20 protein-coding genes are annotated in these 20,413 nt (G+C 63.9%); 9 read left to right on the top strand and 11 right to left on the bottom strand.

Going from position 1 to position 20,413, the window contains the following annotated elements:
- Positions 1–68 precede the first annotated feature (68 nt).
- Both hemB and FQ775_RS03730 read left to right on the top strand, forming a co-directional pair.
- Positions 69–1,103 carry a porphobilinogen synthase gene (gene hemB, locus FQ775_RS03735; RefSeq protein ID WP_146299576.1) on the top strand — a complete coding sequence of 345 codons (1,035 nt, stop codon included), beginning with the start codon at positions 69–71 and terminating at the stop codon, positions 1,101–1,103.
- 11 nt (positions 1,104–1,114) lie between these two features.
- Positions 1,115–1,489: a DUF423 domain-containing protein gene (locus tag FQ775_RS03730; RefSeq protein ID WP_246730262.1), complete on the top strand. Its 375-nt coding sequence runs from the start codon at positions 1,115–1,117 to the stop codon at positions 1,487–1,489.
- Here FQ775_RS03730 and FQ775_RS03725 read toward each other — a convergent pair whose 3' ends face one another.
- Positions 1,490–2,410: a LysR family transcriptional regulator gene (locus FQ775_RS03725; protein WP_146299577.1), complete on the bottom strand. Its 921-nt coding sequence runs from the start codon at positions 2,408–2,410 to the stop codon at positions 1,490–1,492.
- 120 nt (positions 2,411–2,530) lie between these two features.
- Between FQ775_RS03725 and FQ775_RS03720 the strand changes: the two genes are divergently transcribed.
- The 4 genes from FQ775_RS03720 (at position 2,531) to FQ775_RS03705 (ending at position 5,865) form a co-directional block, all read left to right on the top strand.
- The gene (locus FQ775_RS03720) at positions 2,531–3,394 is read left to right on the top strand and encodes an NAD(P)-dependent oxidoreductase (protein ID WP_146299578.1); all 864 of its coding nucleotides are present in this window, start codon (positions 2,531–2,533) and stop codon (positions 3,392–3,394) included.
- Between the two features lie 105 nt (positions 3,395–3,499).
- The gene (locus FQ775_RS03715; RefSeq protein WP_146299579.1) at positions 3,500–3,970 is read left to right on the top strand and encodes an RDD family protein; all 471 of its coding nucleotides are present in this window, start codon (positions 3,500–3,502) and stop codon (positions 3,968–3,970) included.
- 125 nt (positions 3,971–4,095) lie between these two features.
- Positions 4,096–4,860 carry an arginyltransferase gene (locus FQ775_RS03710; RefSeq protein WP_146299580.1) on the top strand — a complete coding sequence of 255 codons (765 nt, stop codon included), beginning with the start codon at positions 4,096–4,098 and terminating at the stop codon, positions 4,858–4,860.
- A gap of 108 nt (positions 4,861–4,968) precedes the next feature.
- Positions 4,969–5,865, top strand: a complete 897-nt coding sequence (locus FQ775_RS03705) for a DMT family transporter (RefSeq protein ID WP_146299581.1) — start codon at positions 4,969–4,971, stop codon at positions 5,863–5,865.
- A 27-nt stretch (positions 5,866–5,892) separates the two neighbouring features.
- On the opposite strand, the gene ppk2 is transcribed toward FQ775_RS03705, so the two are convergent.
- Entirely contained in the window at positions 5,893–6,804 is a 912-nt protein-coding gene (gene ppk2 / locus FQ775_RS03700; RefSeq protein WP_146299582.1) for a polyphosphate kinase 2, read from the bottom strand.
- Positions 6,805–7,013: 209 nt separating this feature from the next.
- On the opposite strand from ppk2, the gene FQ775_RS03695 reads away from it, so the two are divergent.
- Positions 7,014–7,427 carry an acyl-CoA thioesterase gene (locus tag FQ775_RS03695; protein WP_146299583.1) on the top strand — a complete coding sequence of 138 codons (414 nt, stop codon included), beginning with the start codon at positions 7,014–7,016 and terminating at the stop codon, positions 7,425–7,427.
- A gap of 52 nt (positions 7,428–7,479) precedes the next feature.
- On the opposite strand, the gene FQ775_RS03690 is transcribed toward FQ775_RS03695, so the two are convergent.
- The 8 genes from FQ775_RS03690 to FQ775_RS03655 form a co-directional block, all read right to left on the bottom strand.
- Positions 7,480–8,721 carry a saccharopine dehydrogenase family protein gene (locus FQ775_RS03690; RefSeq protein ID WP_146299584.1) on the bottom strand — a complete coding sequence of 414 codons (1,242 nt, stop codon included), beginning with the start codon at positions 8,719–8,721 and terminating at the stop codon, positions 7,480–7,482.
- 80 nt (positions 8,722–8,801) lie between these two features.
- Positions 8,802–9,899: a carboxynorspermidine decarboxylase gene (locus FQ775_RS03685; RefSeq protein ID WP_146299585.1), complete on the bottom strand. Its 1,098-nt coding sequence runs from the start codon at positions 9,897–9,899 to the stop codon at positions 8,802–8,804.
- 201 nt (positions 9,900–10,100) lie between these two features.
- Entirely contained in the window at positions 10,101–13,244 is a 3,144-nt protein-coding gene (locus FQ775_RS03680) for an efflux RND transporter permease subunit (RefSeq protein ID WP_146299586.1), read from the bottom strand.
- Positions 13,241–14,455 carry an efflux RND transporter periplasmic adaptor subunit gene (locus FQ775_RS03675; protein WP_146299587.1) on the bottom strand — a complete coding sequence of 405 codons (1,215 nt, stop codon included), beginning with the start codon at positions 14,453–14,455 and terminating at the stop codon, positions 13,241–13,243. The genes FQ775_RS03680 and FQ775_RS03675 overlap by 4 nt, the downstream gene beginning before the upstream one ends.
- Before the next feature lie 41 nt (positions 14,456–14,496).
- The gene (locus FQ775_RS03670; protein ID WP_146299588.1) at positions 14,497–15,159 is read right to left on the bottom strand and encodes a TetR/AcrR family transcriptional regulator; all 663 of its coding nucleotides are present in this window, start codon (positions 15,157–15,159) and stop codon (positions 14,497–14,499) included.
- Between the two features lie 146 nt (positions 15,160–15,305).
- A complete protein-coding gene (locus tag FQ775_RS03665) occupies positions 15,306–15,572 on the bottom strand; it encodes a hypothetical protein (RefSeq protein ID WP_146299589.1) in 267 nt (88 codons plus the stop codon).
- Positions 15,565–15,909 carry an ArsR/SmtB family transcription factor gene (locus FQ775_RS03660; protein ID WP_146299590.1) on the bottom strand — a complete coding sequence of 115 codons (345 nt, stop codon included), beginning with the start codon at positions 15,907–15,909 and terminating at the stop codon, positions 15,565–15,567. The genes FQ775_RS03665 and FQ775_RS03660 overlap by 8 nt, the downstream gene beginning before the upstream one ends.
- Before the next feature lie 78 nt (positions 15,910–15,987).
- A complete protein-coding gene (locus tag FQ775_RS03655; protein ID WP_146299591.1) occupies positions 15,988–16,557 on the bottom strand; it encodes a putative glycolipid-binding domain-containing protein in 570 nt (189 codons plus the stop codon).
- A 184-nt stretch (positions 16,558–16,741) separates the two neighbouring features.
- Here FQ775_RS03655 and FQ775_RS03650 point away from each other — a divergent pair, with 184 nt between their 5' ends.
- A complete protein-coding gene (locus FQ775_RS03650) occupies positions 16,742–17,236 on the top strand; it encodes a RidA family protein (RefSeq protein ID WP_146299592.1) in 495 nt (164 codons plus the stop codon).
- Between the two features lie 25 nt (positions 17,237–17,261).
- Here FQ775_RS03650 and parC read toward each other — a convergent pair whose 3' ends face one another.
- Positions 17,262–19,520, bottom strand: coding sequence for a DNA topoisomerase IV subunit A (gene parC, locus FQ775_RS03645; RefSeq protein WP_146299593.1), 2,259 nt, complete (start codon positions 19,518–19,520; stop codon positions 17,262–17,264).
- A 102-nt stretch (positions 19,521–19,622) separates the two neighbouring features.
- Here parC and FQ775_RS03640 point away from each other — a divergent pair, with 102 nt between their 5' ends.
- Positions 19,623–20,243 (top strand): outer membrane beta-barrel protein, encoded by a 621-nt coding sequence (locus FQ775_RS03640; protein ID WP_146299594.1) that lies wholly within the window; start codon positions 19,623–19,625, stop codon positions 20,241–20,243.
- The last annotated feature ends 170 nt before the right edge of the window (positions 20,244–20,413 follow it).

The raw sequence follows: 20,413 nt of genomic DNA, 5'->3' as shown, positions 1-20,413 counted from the left end.
AATGCGGCTTCGCGGCTTTGTCGGACATTGCGCCCGTGCTATTCGTCACGCGATTTCAGGAGGTGCAGATGAACCGCATGTTCGGCGACCGCAAGCTCGGCGCGCGCAGCGTCGACGAGATTACCGGCTCGCGCCGTTTGCGCCGCATGCGCAAGGCCGACTGGTCGCGGCGGCTGGTGCAGGAAAACCGGCTCTCAGTGGACGATCTGATCTGGCCGATCTTCGTCATCGAGGGTGAAAACCGCCGCGAGGAGATCGCCGCAATGCCCGGTGTCTACCGGCTGACGCTGGACCTTGCGGTCAAGGAAGTCGAGGAGGCGGCAAAGCTCGGCATCCCAGCGATCGCCACCTTCCCCAACATCGCGCTGGAGCGGCGCGACGAAACCGGCTCCCACATCCTCGATGCCGACAACATCCTCAACAAGGCAAGCCGCGCCATCCGCGACGCCGTGCCCGAGATCGGAATCATCACCGACGCGGCACTCGACCCGTTCACCAGCCATGGCCATGACGGCATCCTGCGCGACGGCATCATCGTCAACGACGAGACTGTGGCGCAGATCGCCGAGGCGGCCGTGCTGCAGGCGGCCAACGGTGCCGACGTCGTCGCGCCCTCCGACATGATGGACGGGCGCGTCGGCGCGATCCGCGACGCACTCGACGCCAACGGCTTTCAGGACGTGGCGATCATGTCCTACGCGACCAAATTCGCCTCCGCCTTCTACGGCCCCTACCGGGAGGCGGTCGGTACCGCCGGACTGCTTAAGGGTGACAAGAAGACCTACTATATCGACCACGCCAATTCGGACGAGGCCGTACGCGAGGCCGAGCAGGATCTTGCGGAAGGCGCCGACATGATCATGGTCAAGCCCGGCCTGCCCTATCTCGACATCATCCGCCGGCTGAAGGATGAATTCGCCGTGCCGACCTTCGCCTACCAGGTCTCGGGCGAATACGCGATGATCAAGGCGGCCGGCGCCAATGGGTGGATCGACGCAGAAAAGGCGATGCACGAATCGCTTCTGTGTCTTAAGCGCGCCGGCTGCGACGGCATCCTGACCTATTTTGCCCCGGACGTGGCGCGCTTGCTGAAGGCCGATTGAAGGCAGCGCGCGTGACCATACAACCTCCAGGCCGTTGGAGCCGGGTCTTCGTTACCGCTGCAGGGCTTTGCGGCGCTGCCGGCGTCGCGCTGTCGGCCGCTGCCGCGCACAACGGCGGCGGCAATCTGGCAACGGCGGCGCAGTTCCTGCTCCTTCATGCGCCGGCCCTGCTCGTCCTCGGGCTGGTCGCCGGCGGGCAACTCATGCGCTCAGCCGGTGCCGTGCTGCTCGTCGGTGTCCTGTTGTTTTGCGGCGATCTCGTCATGCGGCACTACGCCGGCGATCGCTTGTTCCCGCTGGCGGCGCCGGCGGGCGGCGCACTGATGATCCTCGGCTGGCTTGCGATTGCCGTGTCGGCCCTCACGCGGTCCAGGGCGGGGCGCTGATCAAGCCGGCGCGGCCGCGACCATGCCTAGAAACTTCGAGCGCAGAAAATCGATTGTCAGACGCGTTCGGCGCGGCAGGAAACGCCGACTCGGATAGACAAGCCAGGCACCGGTGTCGAAGCTGGTCGCCGTCACGCGGTGGCCAGGGTAGAGATCGACAAGCCGACCGGCCCTAAGGTCATCGCGCACCAGCCAGTCGGCCAGAAGCGTCGGCCCCAGCCCTGCGAGCGCAGCGTCCCTCAACGCGAGAACATTGGAAATGACGATGTCGCCGCGAACCGGCACCTCCACCACGTCATCTGCTTTGTCCTTGGCGAAGAGCCAGCCGGTACGGAACTCGGGCAGGTTGAGCAACAAGCAAGACATGTCCCGAATATCCTTTGGCGAGAGGCGCGGGCCAAGCGAAGCGGCATGGTCGGGCGAGGCAACGACATGGTAGCGGGTTGGCATCAGCCGCACCCCGACCAAATCGGCGCGAAAACTCGGCGCTAGACGCAGGGCGAGATCGATCCTCTCGGTCACAAGGTCGAGATTGTCATCGGTCAGCAGCAACTCCAGCCGCAGATCCGGGTAGAGGCGGCGGAACTCGGGCACCAGCGGCATCAGGCACACGGTGCCGAAGGCCACTGAGGCCGTAAGCCGCAAGGTTCCCGACGGGCTGGTGCGAGCCGAAAGCACTTCCTCGCGCGCCCGCTCCAATTCGTCGAGTAGTGGCCGGATACGGGCCAGATACAATTCGCCGGCTTCTGTCAACGCCATCGTCCGCGTGGTGCGGTGGAAGAGCCGCACACCCAGCTCTGCCTCCAGTTGTGCGATGGCGCGCGATACGGATGAGGCGTCGACGGCGCGCTCGCGAGCCACCGCCGCAAAGCTGGGCTGATTGGCTACGTCAGCGAATATCCGCAACAGGTTGGTGTCCATTGATGCGTTCTTCGCATTATTATTCTGCACTATCCACGGTTTTATTGCCTGATCCACTCTAATACCAACGTCAGACGGCGGCGTGCGTTGCCATCCAGAAACCGGAGATAGGAAATCACCATGCCGAAAAAAGTCGCCTTTCTCGGCCTTGGCGCGATGGGCAGGCGTATGGCCACCCGTCTCGTCGGGGCCGGCCACGAGCTGGTTGTTTGGAACCGGACCGATAGCGCTGCGACCGTATTGGCGGCGGCTGGTGCGGCGGTCGCAGCGTCTCCGCGCGACGCGGCGCGCGGCGCCGAGATCGTTTTCTCGATGCTGCGCGACGACGAGGCTTCCGCTGCCGTGTGGGATGACGCCCAAGCGGGCGCCCTCGCCGAGATGGCAGGCGATGCCGTTGCCGTCGAGTGTTCGACGCTCAGCTTGGCGCGGGTCGCCTTCCTTGCCGGTCGTTGCGCCGAACACGACGTTGCTTTCATCCACGCCCCCGTCGCCGGATCCCGACCGCAGGCGGAAGCAGGTAATCTGATCTTTCTTGCCGGCGGAGATATGTCTGAACTTGACCGGCTTCGCCCCCTGCTGGAGCACATGGGACGCGTGCGGCATGCCGGTCCGGCCGGCGGCGGCGCGGCCCTGAAATTGGCCGTCAACACGCTTTTTGCGACACAGGTGGCGGCGATGGCCGAGATCGTGGCCATGCTGGAGGCCACCGGCTGCGACCCGGAGTCCGCGCTTGCCATCCTCGGCGATATGCCGGTTGCCAGCGCTGCGGCGAACGCCGCCGCGGCTGCAATGCAGGCGGGCAACTTCACACCGCAATTCCCGATCGAGCTTGTGGCGAAGGACCTTGCATACATGCATGCCGCGGCACCACACGCGCCACTTGCCAAAGCTTGCCGGGCAGTCTTCGCTGACGCTTCAGCCCGAGGTCTCGGGCACGAGAACCTCACGGCGATCGTGAAGCTCTTCCGCGCGGCACACACCTGAGGATTGCAAACTGCCGTTGGTTGACCGGCGCAACTTCCTTGAAATCAAGAGCTTCATCCCCATTTGCGAAAGGCGTCCTGCCAAGGACGCTTTGCGAGGAAAAAGATGAGCGAACAGATTCTCGATGGTGAAATCCTGGCTTCCAGGCTCGACGACTGGCGGGTCTATGAAGGCGTGCGCTCGCGGCGCGTTTTCGCCTTCCTGGTCGACTACCTGATCATCGGCCTGCTGCTGATCCCGTTCGCGATCCTTGTTTTCCTGTTGGGCATCCTGACGCTCGGCTTGGGCTGGGCTCTTTTCGGCATCCTCGGTCCCGCCGTGGCGCTGATCTATGTCTGGAACACTCTCGGCGGCGCCGGTCAGGCCACACTCGGCATGCAGATGATGGGCATCCGCCTCGAACGGCTCGACGGACAGCGCGTCGACGGCCTGCTCGCGGTTGTCCATACAGTGCTGTTCTGGGCCGGCAACGCCATCCTGACGCCGCTGATCCTGCTTGCCAGCCTCTTCCTCGACCGCAAGCGCACCCTGCATGACCTGTTGCTCGGCACGGTGGTCACGCGCAGCGACCGCTGAACGCGGGGCGCCGCTGAAACGACGCTTCAAAATTTCTCAACGCGCCCTGCCTCGGCTTCGCCCAAGAAACGGTTGACGTTTCTGGCGCACAGTCCAACCTATGTGCGGACCAGATTCCGAGGCCCATGACGCAGCATCCGACCCAATCGCCGCAGTTCTTCCTGACCGCGCCGTCGCCGTGCCCCTATATTGAGGGCCAGTTCGAGCGCAAGGTGTTTACGCATCTGGTCGGTGAGAAAGCGCCGGCACTCAACGACCTGCTCACGCAAGGCGGGTTCCGCCGTTCGCAGAACATCGCCTATCGGCCGGCTTGCGAGACCTGCCGTGCATGCGTCTCGGTGCGCATCCTCGCCGAAGAGTTCCGCCCGTCTAAGAACATGAAACGGATCCAGCAGCGCAACGCCGACCTGATCGGCGCCGTGCATGATGCCGAGCCCACGACCGAGCAATATTCATTGTTCAGGGCCTATCTTGACGCCCGCCACCGCAAGGGCGGCATGTCGGACATGACGGTGCTCGACTATGCGATGATGGTCGAGGACACCCATGTCGAGAGCAAGATCATCGAATACCGACGCCGCGGCCCGGACAGCATCGTCACCGGCGTCGGCCACGGCGAACTGGTCGCGGTAGCCCTGTCGGACAAGATGGCCGATGGGCTTTCCATGGTCTATTCCTTCTACGATCCCGCGCAGCACGACCGCTCGCTCGGCACCTTCATGATCCTGGACCACATTGCCAGGGCGCGCGCCGCCAGCCAGCCGCATGTCTATCTCGGCTATTGGGTCAATGGTTCGCGCAAGATGGCCTACAAGATCCGGTTCCAGCCGCAGGAACATCTCGGGCCCAAGGGCTGGGAACGCTACGACCACGAAGCCGTCCGAAGCTGAGCCGCGACTCCAACGCTTCGCCCCGAAACAGTTTAGTCCGGAACGAGGCTGGCCGCGCCGCCCCGGCCGTGGTCGATGCAAGTTTCCGTGCCTTCGAAAGTCGCTCTCATGACCATTTCCCTCGATCACCGCAAAGGCCTGCTCATCACCGCCATCGGCGGGCTGACGCTGACCGTCGACATTCCGCTGATCCGCCTCGCCGACGGCGACCCGTGGACGATCCTCTTGCTCCGAAGCGGCGCGACACTGATTGCCACGCTGGCGATATGGCTCATCTGGCGGAAGCTGAGGGGCGACGCACCAGCGTTGATACCGGGCCGTGCGGGACTGGTGGTCGCCGCACTCTACGCGGGCACCTCGATCGCTTTCATGATGGCCGTGTTCAACACCTCGACGGCGGATCTTGTGTTCATCCTGGCCTTCAACACCATGTTCGCGGCGCTGCTGTCATGGCTTCTTCTCAAGGAGCGACCAAGGCCGGCGACCCTTGTCGCCATGGCGGTCATGCTCCTCTGTGTTCTGGTCATCGTCTATGACGGCGTCGGCACCGGGAAGCTGCTCGGCAACCTTCTGGCGCTCGGCTCGTCATTCCTGCTGGCCTCGGCCATCACCGTGACGCGGCGTTCAGGCCAGGATATGGGCTTCACTGCGCTGGTGGCGGTGTCAGCCCCCCTCGTCATTGCTGTCTTCATGGTTGCCAAGACCGGCTACAACGTCGAAGCGCCGTGGTGGATCATCTTCAACGGCGCCGTCATCATGCCGGTGTCGTTCTTCTGCCTCGCAACCGGCCCGAAATACCTGTCCGGGCCCGAAGTCGCGATGTTCTATCTGCTGGAAACGGTGCTGGCGCCGATCTGGGTCTGGATGATCTTTTCCGAGGCACCGACTGCCGCCGTCCTTGCGGGCGGCGCGGTGCTCATCGCCACTCTGCTCACCCACTCACTGTGGCAGTTGAACGACAGCCGGAGACGGCGGGCGGCACTCGCGGTTCGCCATCCGGCCTGAACTCAACCGGCGGGCTGTGCGGCTGCCTCAGTATTTCCGTGGCACGTAAAGCTCCGGCGGCAGCACAGCGCGCTCGTAGTTGGGATTAAAGACCCTGTCCGGCAAGGCCACGTCCTCGTGCGGCACCGGCTCGTAGGGGATCTGCTGCAGGAAATGGTCGATGCAGTTGAGCCGCGCGCGCTTCTTGTCGTTGCCCTCAACGATGTACCATGGCGCCTCGGCGATGTTGGTGCGTGCAAACATCTCTTCCTTGGCCTTGGTGTATTGCTCCCAACGCACCCGCGATTGCAGGTCCATCGGTGACAGTTTCCACTGCTTCATAGGATCGTGGATGCGCATCAGAAAGCGCATCTGCTGTTCTTCGTCGGTGATCGAGAACCAATATTTGATGAGGATGATGCCCGAGCGTACCAGCATGCGCTCGAATTCGGGCACGTCGTTGAAAAACTCCTCGACCTGATCGGCCGAGGCAAAACCCATGACACGCTCGACGCCCGAACGGTTGTACCAGGAGCGGTCGAACAGCACGATTTCGCCACCGGCCGGCAGATGCGGGACGTAGCGCTGGAAATACCATTGCGTCTTCTCGCGATCGGTCGGCGCGGGCAAGGCGACAACGCGTGCGATACGCGGATTGAGGCGTTGGGTGATACGCTTGATGACGCCGCCCTTGCCGGCCGAATCGCGGCCTTCGAAAACCACCACGATCTTTTTCTTGTGGTAGGCGACCCAGTCCTGGAGCTTGATCAGTTCCGACTGCAGCCGGATCAGTTCGTGGAAATATGTCCGGCGATCGATCGTCTCCGGATGAGCGTTCTTGTAAATCTTGCGTATTTCAAGTGAGAGCGCCGGCTCGGAAAGCTCCAGTTCGTAATCCTCGTCGAGTGTGTCCTCGAGTTCGGCCTCCAGCCAGTCCTTGCCCTCATTCGTTTTGTCCATCGTCGCCTCTCCGGTCGAGCCGCCACCTGACGGGCACGCTAGCCTGACGAACTAGCCTTGGCCAATGACGGAATTATTGCAGCCGGGCGTTGACGATGCCGACGCGCCTGGCCGATTGGCCGCGATGAAGCCAACAGCTAGGTTGCAATTCTCCTTTCCGGGCAATCCTGCTACCTGTCCGAGTGCACAGATCCAACGCGGAAGCCCCGATGAGCCAGCATGCCTTCCTCAACCAGATAAGGATCAGCTTCGGCGACTGCGATCCCGCCGGCATCGTCTTTTATCCGAACTACTACCGCTGGTTCGACGCCACGTGCCACGCCTGGTTCCGCACGGCCGGCGGCCACGAGGCGCTCTGCCGCACACTAGGCGCGATCGGCATCGGACTGGTCGACTCCGGAGCCGCGTTTCGCTCGCCTGCGAGCGACGGCGATCTCCTCGACCTTGCGCTCGATGTCGAGGAGTGGCGCAACAAGACCGTTCGCCTGCGTTACGTGGGCCGGATTGGCGAGCGGATCGCGGTCGAGGGCTTCGAGATCCGGGCCTTGCTGATGCGCGACGGCAATCGCCTGCGCGCCGGTGAGATGACACCGCTGCGCGCGATCATGGATGGCAGCTACTGAGAAAACGGCCGAATGTCGCCGGCGCTACAGCCGGCGTCTTCGGCGGGTTTTCTCACGCAAAGTCGAGCGCGATGTCCTTGTCACCCTCGCGCAGTCGAGTGGGCAGGCCGATGCGGTTGAGGATGCCAAGAAACGGCCTCGGGTCGAGATTTTCGACATTGACCATCTTTTTCACGTCCCAGCTGCCGTCGGCGATCAGCATCGCGGCGGCAACGGGCGGCACCCCGGCCGTGTAGGATATCGCCTGGCTGCCGACCTCCTCATAAGCCTGCTTGTGATCGCTCACATTGTAGATGAAGAGCTCGCGCTCCTTGCCGTCCTTCTCGCCCTTCACCAGGTCGCCGATGCAGGTGTTGCCCTCGTAGTGCGGTGCCAGCGAAGCCGGATCGGGCAGCACCGCCTTGACGACCTTCAACGGCACGACTTCCAGTCCTTCCGCCGTCGTCACCGGCTGTTCCGACAACAGGCCGAGGTTCTTCAGCACCGTGAAGACCGTGATGTAGCGCTCGCCGAACCCCATCCAGAAGCGGATGTCGGGCACGTCGAGGTTCTGCGACAGCGAATGGATCTCGTCGTGGCCGGTCATGAATGTCTGGCTGTTGCCGACCACCGGCAGATCCCATTCCTTGCGGATTTCGAACATCCTGTTCGAGGTCCACTTGCGATCCTGCCACGACCACACCTGGCCGGTGAATTCGCGGAAATTGATCTCGGGATCGAAATTGGTCGAGAACCAGCGATTGTGGCTGCCGGCATTGACGTCGATGATATCGATGGAATCGATACGGTCGAAATAGTCGTTGTTGGCGAGTGCCGCATAAGCATTGACCACGCCAGGGTCGAAGCCGACGCCGAGCACTGCTGTGACACCGGCCGTTTCGCACTCCTCGCGGCGCTTCCACTCGTAGTTGGCGTACCATGGCGGGGTTTCGCACACCTTGTCCGGCTCCTCGTGGATCGCGGTATCGAGATAGGCCGCCCCGGTCGCGATGCAGGCCGAAAGCACCGGCATGTTGATGAAGGCGGAGCCGACATTGATGACGATCTGGGCGCCCGTGCGTCCAATCAGCGCCTTTGTCGCCTCGATATCGCGTGCATCGAGTTCGTGGGCCTCCAGAACTCCCGGCTGTTTGAGCGCCTTCTTTTCGTGGACGCTGTCGTTAATGGCGCGGCACTTTTCGACGGTGCGCGAGGCGATGTGGATGTCACCGAGCACGTCGTTGTTCTGCGCGCATTTGTGGGCGACGACCTGAGCGACGCCGCCGGCGCCGACGATAAGGATGTTTTTCTTCATTTTTCCGGCGCGGGCCTCCATTGTCTCCGGAAGATGTCTGGCGCGGCCCTTCCGGTTCCACCGCGCCGTCTTTCAAGGCCTCAAGAGAGGCTCGACACGTAGTCGTCGAAGGAGAACGACCTGACGACCTCTATGCTGCCGTCGAGTTGCCGTACGGCGATCGCCGGCATCGCTACGCCGTTGAACCAGTTCTTCTTGACCATGGTGTAGCCGGCCGCGTCCTCGATCGAGAGGCGATCGCCGACCTTGAGCTCTTTCTCGAAGGCGAACTCGCCGAAGATGTCACCGGCCAGGCACGACTTTCCGCAGATCATGTAGCGGTGCGGCCCGGTGTCGGGCCTGAGCGTCGCACGCTCCCGATAGATCAGGAGATCGAGCATATGCGCCTCGATCGAGGAATCGACGATGGCCAGATGCTTGCCGTTGAAAAGTGTGTCGAGCACCGTGACCTCGAGCGTCGTACTCTCGGTGACGGCGGCCTCGCCGGGCTCGAGATAGACCTGGACACCGAAATTGTCAGCGAAGCGGCGCAGCCGTTCGCAGAAATCGTCGATCGGGTAGCCCTCGCCGGTGAAATGGATGCCGCCGCCGAGGCTCACCCATTTGGCTTGCCGCAAAAGCGCGCCAAACCGTTCCTCGATCTCGCCCAGCATGCGGTCGAAAAGCCCGAAATCGGCGTTTTCGCAATTGTTGTGGATCATGAAACCGGAAATGCGATCCATCACCGGTTCGACGCGCGCGGGATCCCACTCACCCAGCCGGCTGAAAGGGCGCGCCGGATCGGCGAGGTCGAAATCAGAACTGCTGACGCCCGGATTGAGGCGCAGGCCGCGAACGACCCCTGCCGCGGCGTTGTCGAAACGATCGAGCTGACCAACCGAATTGAAGATGATCTTGTCGGCGTTGGCCACCACCTCATCGATCTCATGATCGGCATAGGCGACGGAATAGGCATGGGTCTCGCCGCCGAACTTTTCGCGCCCGAGCCGGACCTCGTAGAGCGACGACGAGGTGGTGCCGTCCATGTATTCGCGCATGAGATCGAAGACCGACCAGGTGGCAAAGCACTTCAGCGCCAGCAGCGCCCTGGCGCCGGATTGATCTCGCACCTGCGCAATCTTCTCCAGATTGCGCAACAGCTTCTGCTTGTTGATCATGTAATAGGGCGTCTGGATCATCGGCCGGTGGTCGCTCCGCGAAATGTGCACCTGTTTCGGGGTTGCGCCTGGCCAGCCTGCGCGTCGCGCGCGGCCGGCCCTACGGTCGTGGCCTTACTAGCCCGTTGCCGGCGTCGACCGCAACGCCCGCCGACCAAAAAGAACGCCGCCCGATGGGCGGCGCCTGGGAGGCTCCAGAAAACGGTTGCGCCCGCCGCCAGCTTATTCAGCGGCCAGCGGCAGTTCGCGCGGCGGAATCACCGAATGCGGCCCCGTCGGGGCATAGGGAAGCTCCGGGGCCGGCTCATCCCTCTCGTTCGGGCGCACCAGCCATGCGAAAAGCCGCGCCATTCCCACCGCGGCGTCGTCCATGATCGTGTAGAACGACGGCACGAAAATCAGCGAAAGCACGGTCGAAACGAGCAGGCCGCCGATCACGGCAATCGCCATCGGGGCGCGGAACTCGCCACCGTCGCCTAGCGCCAGTGAGGCGGGCACCATGCCAGCCGACATGGCGATGGTGGTCATGACGATCGGTCGCGCCCGCTTGCGGCCGGCATCGAGCACGGCTTCCGCGCGCGAGACACCCTGCTTGACCTCCTCGATGGCGAAATCGACAAGCATGATCGCGTTCTTGGTCACGATACCCATCAGCATCAGGATGCCGATCACGACCGGCATGGAGACGGCCGAGTTGGTCAGCCACAGCCCCGCCACCACGCCGCCGATCGACAGCGGCAGCGAGCCGAGAATGGTGATCGAGTGGAACACCGAGCCGAAGAGCAGGATCAGCACGACCAGCACCAGCATCAGGCCAGTGACCATCGCGGTCGCGAAGCCGGCGAAAACCTCGCCCATGATCTCCGCGTCACCGGTCTCCTGGATGCGCACGCCATCGGGCAGGTTCTGCACCTGGGGCAGCGCATTGACGATCGCCAGCCCCTCGCCGATCTCGTAGCCGGGCGCCATGTCGGCGCCGATGACGACGCGGCGCTCGCGATTGAAACGTTCGATCGAGGACGGGCCCTGGCCGAAACGGATTGCGGCAATCGAGGATAACGGGACCGAGGCGCCGGTCGCGGTCGGAACCGGCAGCGACCGGATCACGGACAAGTCGTCGCGCGCCTCCTCGTTGAGCTGGACGCGGATCGGGATCTGACGGTCGCCGACCGTGAACTTGGCAAGGTTGGCGTCGATGTCGCCGATCGTCGCGACACGCAACGTCTCGGACAGCGCTGCCGTCGAGATGCCGAGTTCGGCAAGCCGGTCGAGATCCGGCTCGACGATGATCTCCGGCCGGTCGAGGGCGGCATTGGAAGTGATGGCGCGGAACTTGCCAGTCGCGGCCATGGCGCTTTGTACCTCGCGCGCCTTCTCGTCGAGCAGATCGCCGTCGGTGCCCATGACGCCGAAGGCCAGCGCGCGCTCGCCGCGATCGTTGACGAAATAGATGCGGATATCGGGCACCGTCGCCAGTTTCTGCAGCAGCGTTTCCTCGATCTCGGCTTGCCGGACCTCGCGTTCGGACTTGTGGACGAGGTCGGCGACCACCGTGGCGCGGCGCGGTTCCAGCGTCCCGGTCGGGCTCGAGCCGCCGATGACATAGACGTTCTCGACCTCGGGCACCTCGCGCATGATGTCGGTCACCATGTCGGTGGTACGGCGGGTGTCCTCGAGCAGCGTGCCGGGCGGCTGTTCAAGCGAGAAGACGATGCGGCTGGCATCTTCCTTCGGGATGAAGCCCGACGGCAGGAAGCCGATGGCGTAGATCGAAACGGCGAAGAAGCCGATACCGGCGAGAAGCGTCAGCCAGCGGAAGCGCAGGGTCACCCGCAACAGCCACAGGTAGAGCCGCATGAAGATACCGGGCTTCGGCTCGTCATGGCCGTGGCCGCGCATGAAATAGGCGGCCATCATCGGCGTGATCAGCCGCGCGACCAGCAGCGAGAAGAAGACCGCGACGGCAACGGTCAGGCCGAATTGCTTGAAATATTGCCCGGCGACACCACCCATGAAGGAGACCGGTGCAAAGACGGCGATGATGGTCGCCGAGATCGCGATGACCGCGAGCCCGATTTCGTCGGCCGCCTCGAGTGAGGCGCGATAGGGCGACTTGCCGAGCTTGATGTGGCGGACGATGTTCTCGATTTCGACAATGGCGTCGTCGACCAGGATGCCAACCACCAGCGTGATGCCGAGCAGGCTCACCAGATTGAGCGAAAAGCCCATCAGGTCGAGCGCCCAGAAGGTTGGAATTGCCGATAGCGGCAGGGCAGCGGCGGCAACCAGCGTGGCGCGGACGTCGCGCAGGAACAGAAACACCACCAGAACGGCCAGCACCGCGCCCTCTATGAGTGTTTCCATCGCCGAATCGTAATTGCCGACGGTGTAGGTGACGGAGTCGTCGACCTTGACGATCGAGACGTCCGGATGCTGGGCCTCCAGTTCGGCGATCGCCTTGGTAGCGCGCTCGTTGACCTCGACATCGCTTTCGCCCTTGCCGCGGAAGACGCCGAACGACACGACGGTCTGCTTGTTGAGGCGCGCGAAGCTCTTCGGCTTTTCCCATGAATCGCTGACAGCGGCGATGTCGGACAAGGTCACCCGCCGGCCGCCGGCGAGCGGCACTTCCAGCGCCTTGAGGCCCGCGATGGTCTGCGCGCTGCCCAGCGTGCGGATGGTCTGGTCGCGGCCGCCGAACTCGCCGCTGCCACCGGTAAGGTCGACATTGGCGGCGCGCAGCGCCCGGTTGACGTCGGCAGCGGTGACACCAAGCGCGTTGAGCCGATCGGGATCGAGTTCGACCTTGATCTCGCGCGTGACGCCGCCATAGCGGTCGACGCGCGCCACGCCCTTCAGCCCTTGCAGTTTGCGGATGACCACGTCGTCGACGAACCAGGACAGCTCTTCCAGCGTCATCGCGGGGGCTCGCACAGCATAGGTCAGGATCGCCTGGCCCTCAACGTCGATGCGGTTGACTACCGGTTCCTCCGCCGTCGCCGGCAGGTCGGAACGGATCCGCTCGACGGCGTCCTTGACGTCGCTGACGGCGGTCTGGGTGTCCACCTCGAGCCGGAATTCGACCACTGTCTGCGAGCGTCCCTCGGTGATGGTCGACATCACGTTCTTGACGCCGGTGATATTGGTGACAGCGTCCTCGACTTTCTTGGTGACCTGGGTCTCGAGCTCGCTCGGCGCGACGCCCGGATCCTGGACAGCGACGGCCACGAGCGGAATGTCGATGTTGGGGAAGCGCGTCACCGGCAGGTTGGCGAAGCTCATCAGGCCAAGCGCCGTCAGCACAATGAAAAGCAGGATCGACGGAACCGGGTTTCGGATCGACCAGGCGGAGAAGTTCCAGTTCATTGGCCGACCGCTCCCGTCTGCTCGTCACGCATCGGCGTGATCAGGTCGCCATCGGCAACGAAGGTACCGGCGCGGGCGACCACCTCGTCGCCCATGACGACGCCCTCGCGTATCTCGACCCAGGCGCCTTCCCGTGCCCCGATGGTTACCGGGGTCGTCGCAATGCGGTCATCCTCGAGCTTCTGCACGAACGCATCCTCGCCGCGATAGACAAGCGCCGAGGCCGGCACTGCCACGGCCTCGCGGCGCAAGAGTTCGATCGCGCCGCGGGCGAAATTGCCGGCGCGGACATCGTTGTCGTCAGGCAACGAAACCCGGATTGTCCCCATGCGCAGCTTCTGGTCGACCTCCGGCTCGATCATGCGGATCGTGCCCGACAGCGGCTCGGAGATACCGGGAAGGCGCACGGCGACCGGCATGCCGGGCTTGATGCGCGCCAGCGACGTTTCCGGCACGCCCGCGGCCAGTTCCAGTTCGCCGTCGATGGCGATGCGGAACAGCGCGCCGCCGCTGGCGCCGACGATGCCGCCGAGCGTGGCGTTGCGCGACAATACCAGCCCGTCTGCCGGCGCCTTCACCTGTGTCTTTTCGATCTGCAACAAGACGTTGCTCTTTTGAGCGTCGATGACGGCCAGCTGGGCCTCCGATGCGGCAAGTGCCTTCTCGGCCGCGATCTGCTTCGCGCGGGCGCTGTCAAAAGCGTTGACGGCGTTGTCCAGCTGCGCCTGCGCGGCGACGCCTTTTGCCTGTAGCCGGCGCGCACGTTCAAGCGCCTCCTCGGCCTGGCGTACGCCGATCTCGGCATCGGTGATCTGGGCTCGCACCTGGGCGATGCTCGCCTCGGCCTGGGCCCGGTTGGCATCCATCTGGGCGAGTTGGGTGTCGAGCATGGAGCGGTCGAGCACCGCGAGCACGGCACCCTTCTTCACCCGGTCGCCGCGGTCGACGGTCAGTTCGTTGACGATCATGCCATTGAGGTCGGTACCGACAGCGGCTTCCTGTCGCGGCAGCACGGTGCCTGTGACGTCGAGCGTCACCACCATCTCGCGGCGCTGGGCAGCCGCGACGCGGATCGACGGCGCGGCACGCTCGACGGTCTCGGCGAGGGTTTCTGCGGCAAGTGCGGGCAGCGGCCCGAGTGGGGCCGGAAACAGGGCCGCGCCAAAGAGGGCAGCCGAAAGAAGCAGGATGAAGCGGGCGGGTTTCGGCATGGGTTTCCCGTAAGAGATTGGCCGGGCGGGCGAGGTCAGGCTTACTTCGGATGGTTGGGGCGAAACATCGCCTCGACAGTGACGCGCAACAGCGCCTCGATGCGTTCGATCGGTACACCCTGTGCTGGGAGGTCATTGAGCGCCAAGCCTTCGCCGATCGCCATGATCATCGGCAGCATGACGTCAAGTTCGACGACCGGGTCGATATCGCCACGCTCGATCGCGGCCTCCAGATAGCGGCGGAAGGTGGTCTGCACTTCGCCCATGGCGTTGTGGCAATGCAGTTCGACTGCCTCGTTGCGCATCGACTCGGCGCGGATTTCGGCAAACAACGGCGCGTTGCCGCTTTCGTGCATGTAGCGAATATGTGCGATGGCCGCGTTGACGAAGCCGTCAACCACGCAAGGGTTCTTGTCCATCTCGGCAAAGATTTCGGCGTCGTGCCTGCGGTCGGCCTCGGTGATCGCCTCGATGATCGATTCCTTGGAGGGAAAATAGCGATAGAGCGCACCCGGGCTCATCCCGGCCTCAGCGCAGACCTGATGCATGGACGCGCCCTGGAAACCAGAGCGCACGAAGCAGGCCTTGGCCGCTTCCATGATGCGCTGCGTCTGCTGGTCGCGCTTTTCGGCGCGGGACAAGGGCTCGGCGTCAAGTTCAAAATCGGCTTGCGCGTCGCCAGCGATCGAATCGAGGGCGCTCAAGGATCAGCTCCGGGAACGAGAGTGAATGTTCATTCGCAATTTATGCGAACGATCATTCTCAGTCAAGATGCTGCAATGCACCATGAGACCCCTTCATCGTGCTTTCGGCTGGACTGAATTTCTTTTCATATGGGTGCGGTTTTCCGTCAGCCAACCTCTTTCAGCATTTTTTCTATCGCGGTGAGCCGCGTCCGCACGTCGGCGAGTTCGTCGGCCAGCTTCTGGTCGAGGGCGGCCGCCGCTGTCCGTGCCGTCACGGCCTGCTCGGCCAGACCCCGATATGCCTCGTCGCGCGCCATCGCCGCACGCGCCCGCCAGGTGGCCGCGAACTGGATAATCACGGTGACAAGGACGATCGTACCCAGCGTGAGCACGGTAGCGCCCATGATCACGCCAATCTGGGAATCAGTCATTCCTGTTCTCCTTGCTTGCTTTGCCCGCCTCGCCCGAGAGCGTTGTTGCCGCTTGCGCGATCGCTTGCGGTGTGAGCGTGAAGGCGAAGTCGGTTGCCACGAAATAGTTGTGCGCCTTGCCGTCGTCGGAGACCTCCAGCGTGCCCGATACCAGGCCCGCTGCCTCCAGACGCGCCAGGTGCATGTGCAGCAATGGCCGGCTGATGCCGATCTCGCGCGCCAATTGGCTGACATAGTTGCGCCCGCCAGTCGCTAACGCCGCAATCACCTGCAGTCGCACCGGATTGGCGAGCGCCGACAAGGCCTTGAGCAGTTGGTCCCCCGAGACGGCCGACAACGCCTATTCCTTTCTTTCATATGTCATAATTTTTTGACATATGAAAGCCTGATATGTCAACAGCGATCGAGTGCGCCGCTATGGCGCGTGTTCGGCAGCGGACCAGAGTTGCGGATAGTCGGTGACGAAGCCGACCGGCGACACGGTCAGCGTCGCGGCGTAATCGTAGACCGGCGCCGCATAGTCGTAGGTGGCCTCGCCGCTGCGGCGGTAATGCTGTTCCAGCCGGTCGAGCCGCAGGTCTGGAAATGCCAGATAGGCGGCGGGCGCCGGCCTCTCCTTGCCGACATCCAGCGCGAAGCGCCGCAGCACAAGCAGATTTGTCGCCGGCGTGAAGCCGAGGTCGACGTCGACACAGTCACGCGGTGCTGCTTGCGGCACCCCGTTGAGCGTCCAGCCGCCGGTCGGGTCGCGGACGATCGCGACCTCGACCGGGTCCGTCCCGACAAATCCGTTCACCGTCGCCCGGCGCGTCGCCCAACCGGCATCGCAGTCGACGCGATAGGTGAGCGCGCAAGGCCGGCCCGCCTCCTCGAACACCGCGCTGCCGGCAAGCTCAAAGCCGTCAGGCCGCGCCCACAGAGCGCAGGCGTCGTGCCCTTGCCGGTCGAGCCGGCGCCAGAATATGGATGCGATCGCATGGTCCATGGCAGCAATATCCTCTCGCCGCCACGAGTAGGCCCCACACGCGCCTGCCGGCAAGCGCCGTTTCTCGCTGCGAGCCATGGATGCTGACAGAAGGTTGTCAGGAAGCGCCGCGGGCCTCCACGTCGTTGCTCTCGGCCCGCATTCGTGGCCTGCTAGCGCAACGTGTCCTGGAGGTGCATGAACCATGCGCAAGACAATCGTTCCTGCGGCGTTGCAGGCAGTCTACGACAATTGGCATTTCGCCCCGGCGGTGGTGGCGAACGGGATGATCTATTGTTCCGGCATCGTCGGCACCAGCCCGGGCGGAGAAACCCCTGGCGCCGATGGCCTCAAGGGCGCCGAATCGACACTGCAAGGCGCGGAAGACGCCCCGCTGGCGGCCCTGATGACTGTCCGCGACCCGGAGGCCCAGTTCGCAACCGCGTTCGAGGCCCTGAAAGCGATCCTGTCCGAAGTCGGCGCCGGGCTTTCCGACGTCGTCGAGATCACAACCTACCATGTCGACATCGCCCGGCACATGGAGACCTTCATGCGCGTGAAGGACCGCTACCTGACGGCCCCCTACCCTGCCTGGACCGCGATCGGCGTCAGCGAACTGATCGTGCCCGGGGGCCTTATGGAGATCAGGGCGGTAGCGATGCTACCCTACCAAGTCCGATCGAACGTTGATGGCGGCTAACCGCCACTAGCGGTGCTTTTTCCGCTCATCCGAACTTCCCGGTCCGCGGAAAGCCTTTCGGGGCCATGCGGCCGGCGGCGGCGCGGGCGCCGATCCATTCCGCCAGTTCCTCGCGGCTGCGGGTGAACGTCCGCTCGGCCGAATCCTGCCAGGACAGCCCCTCCTCCATGGCAAAGGTCTTGATGTCGGCGATGCCGCCATCCTTGTATTTCTGCAGCCGGACCCCCTTGCCGCGCGTCATCTCCGGCACGTCGGAGAGCGGGAACACCAGAAGCTTGCGGTTCTCGCCAACGATCGCGACGTGATCGCCGGCAACCGGAACGCAGAGCTTGGCCTCGTCCGGCGCCTTGACGTTCATCACCTGCCGGCCCTTGCGGGTGTTGGCGACGACCTCGGCCTCCGGCACCACGAAGCCGTTGCCGGCCCATGAGGCCAGAAGCAGGCGGCGCTGCGGGTCGTGGGCAAAGGCGGTGACGATCGCCTGGTCGTTGTCCATGTCGACGATGATCCTGACCGGCTCGCCATGGCCGCGCCCGCCTGGCAGCCGGTCGGCGCCGATGGTATAGAACTTGCCGCCGGTGGTGAAGATCAGCACCTTGTCGGTGGTCTGGGCGTGGAAGGCGAGCTTGAGCTTGTCGCCCTCCTTGAAGGACAGCGCCGAATAGTCGGAAAGATGCCCCTTCATGGCGCGCAGCCAGCCCTTTTCCGAGACCACCACCGTTACCGGCTCCTTTTCCACCATGGCGTGGTGGATGTCGGAGAGGTCGTGGTCGGGGGCTTCCGAGAAGGTGGTGCGGCGGCTGCCGAGTTCAGGGTTGTCCTCCGGGCCGAACTTCTTGCCTATCTCGCCGACCTGCCAGGCGACCGTCTGCCACTGCTTGGCCTCGGAGGCGAGCAGCCCCTCGATCTGCTTCTTTTCCTCGCTCAGTTCGCCGTGCTCCTTGCGGATCTCGATCTCTTCGAGCTTGCGCAGGGCGCGCAGCCGCATGTTGAGGATCGCCTCGGCCTGCGCGTCGGTCAGGTCCCAGCGGACCATCATCACCTTCTTCGGCTCGTCCTCCTCGCGGATGATGCGGATCACCTCGTCGATGTTGAGATAGGCGATCAGGTAGCCGGCGAGGATTTCCAGCCGCCGCTCGATCTCGGCCAGACGATGGCGCGAACGCCGCACAAGCACTTCCTTGCGGTGTTCGAGCCACTCCTGCAATACGCCCTTGAGCGACAGGACGTTGGGCACGCGGCCGCGCGAAAGCACGTTCATGTTGAGCCCGATGCGGCTTTCGAGCTCGGTCAGCTTGAACAGCGACTCCATCAACAATGCCGGGTCGACCGAACGGCTTTTGGGTACCAGCACGACGCGGATATCTTCGGCGCTTTCGTCGCGGATATCCTCTAGCAACGGCAGTTTGCGCGCCAGAAGCAGTTCCGCAGTCTTCTCGATCAGGCGCGATTTCTGGACGCCGAACGGGATTTCGGTCACCACCGCGATCCACGTGCCTCTACCCTGATCTTCCTGGTGCCAGCGGGCACGCACCCGGAACGAGCCGCGCCCGGTTTCGTAGGCGTCGAGAATGGTGGCGCGGTCGTCGACGATGATGCCGCCGGTCGGAAAGTCCGGTCCTTCTACGAACTGCATCAGGTCGGCGACGCTGGCGTCGGGCGCAGTAATCAGATGAAGCGCGGCGTCGCAAAGCTCGGCGACATTATGCGGCGGGATCGAGGTTGCCATGCCGACGGCGATGCCGGACGAGCCGTTGGCGAGCAGGTTCGGGAAGGCGCCGGGCAGCACCGCCGGCTCCTCATCCTCCTCGTTGTAGGTCGGGCGGAAATCGACCGCGTCCTCGGTGATGCCTTCGAGCAGATGCGTCGAGACGTCCGTCATCCGCGCTTCGGTGTAGCGCATGGCGGCGGCGCTATCGCCGTCGATATTGCCGAAATTGCCCTGGCCGTCGACCAGCGGGTAGCGCATCGAGAACGACTGCGCCAGCCGCACCAGCGCGTCGTAAATCGCCTGGTCGCCATGCGGATGGAACTTGCCCATCACGTCGCCGACGATGCGGGCGCATTTCGCGAAACCCTGGTCGGGGTTCAACCGCAACAGCCGCATGGTGTGCATGATGCGCCGATGCACGGGCTTCAGCCCGTCGCGCACATCCGGCAGCGCGCGGTGCATGATGGTGGACAGGGCATAGGCGAGATAGCGCTCCTCGAGGGCGCGCCTCAGATCGACCGGCTCGATATTGTCGCCGTCGTCGCCCCCCGGCGGAACAAGGCTGTTTCCCATGGTTTCCGGTTAGCCGACGCGCTGATTCGCGGCAAGTGCGTGGCCAGGCTTCCCCCAACCCGATATGATCGATAGCCATCCAACGTTCGGGCGTGGCGCACGATGACGAAATGGCCATTGCTAGCGGGGATCATCATGGTCCTGTTGCTGTCGACCGCCCATGCCGGCCCGAAATCGGCGGGCGATCACCGCTTCGACTGGCTGACGGCCGAACCCTATGTCGGCGCCGGTTTCGGGCCTGTCCATCACACCGGTTACGTGCCCGGCGCGCCGCTCAGCACCAAGCGGTGGGTCGCCGGCCAGAAGGTCTTCGCCGGGGCCAGCGTCACCTCGGTGCTGGCGATCGAGTTCGCCTATTATCGTCTTGGCCGCTCGCCGCTGGCCTTCGGCGTGGCGACCGAGCACGCCCATGCAGCAGCAGCGGCCCTGATCGCCCGCCATCCGCTCAACGAAAATCCCTGGTTCCGCCGCCCGTGGCTCGACAGTCTGAGCGTCTTCGCCAAGGCGGGCGGCGCCTACAAATGGATCAGGCAGACATCGACCGCCGGCGGATCGGTGGCGGAGGACGGCCCGACCTATCTGCTGGGTTTTGGGCTCCAGCACGATTTTCCTGACGGTCTTTTCATGCGCGCCGAGTACGAATATGTCGGCCAGATTGGCACGCGGCGGATCGTCGACGCCCAGCACACGCTGGTGTCGGTCAGCATCGGCTTCGCGTTCTAGCGGCCGCCGAGCCTCCGCAACGTTTAGCATTCGCGCGGGAATATGTGGCGGCAGTGCCGACAATCGGCCAAAGTGGCGCAATTCACTGACCCTGCGTCAATTTTCGCAGCAGGACATCATCCGGTCCTTTTGTTCGCGGACATAGGGGCCACAGGGACGTGTACGCCAAC

This window comes from Nitratireductor mangrovi, from assembly GCF_007922615.2.
GTDB lineage: Bacteria > Pseudomonadota > Alphaproteobacteria > Rhizobiales > Rhizobiaceae > Mangrovimarina > Mangrovimarina mangrovi.
This window is presented reverse-complemented; position numbering and strand designations above follow the sequence as displayed.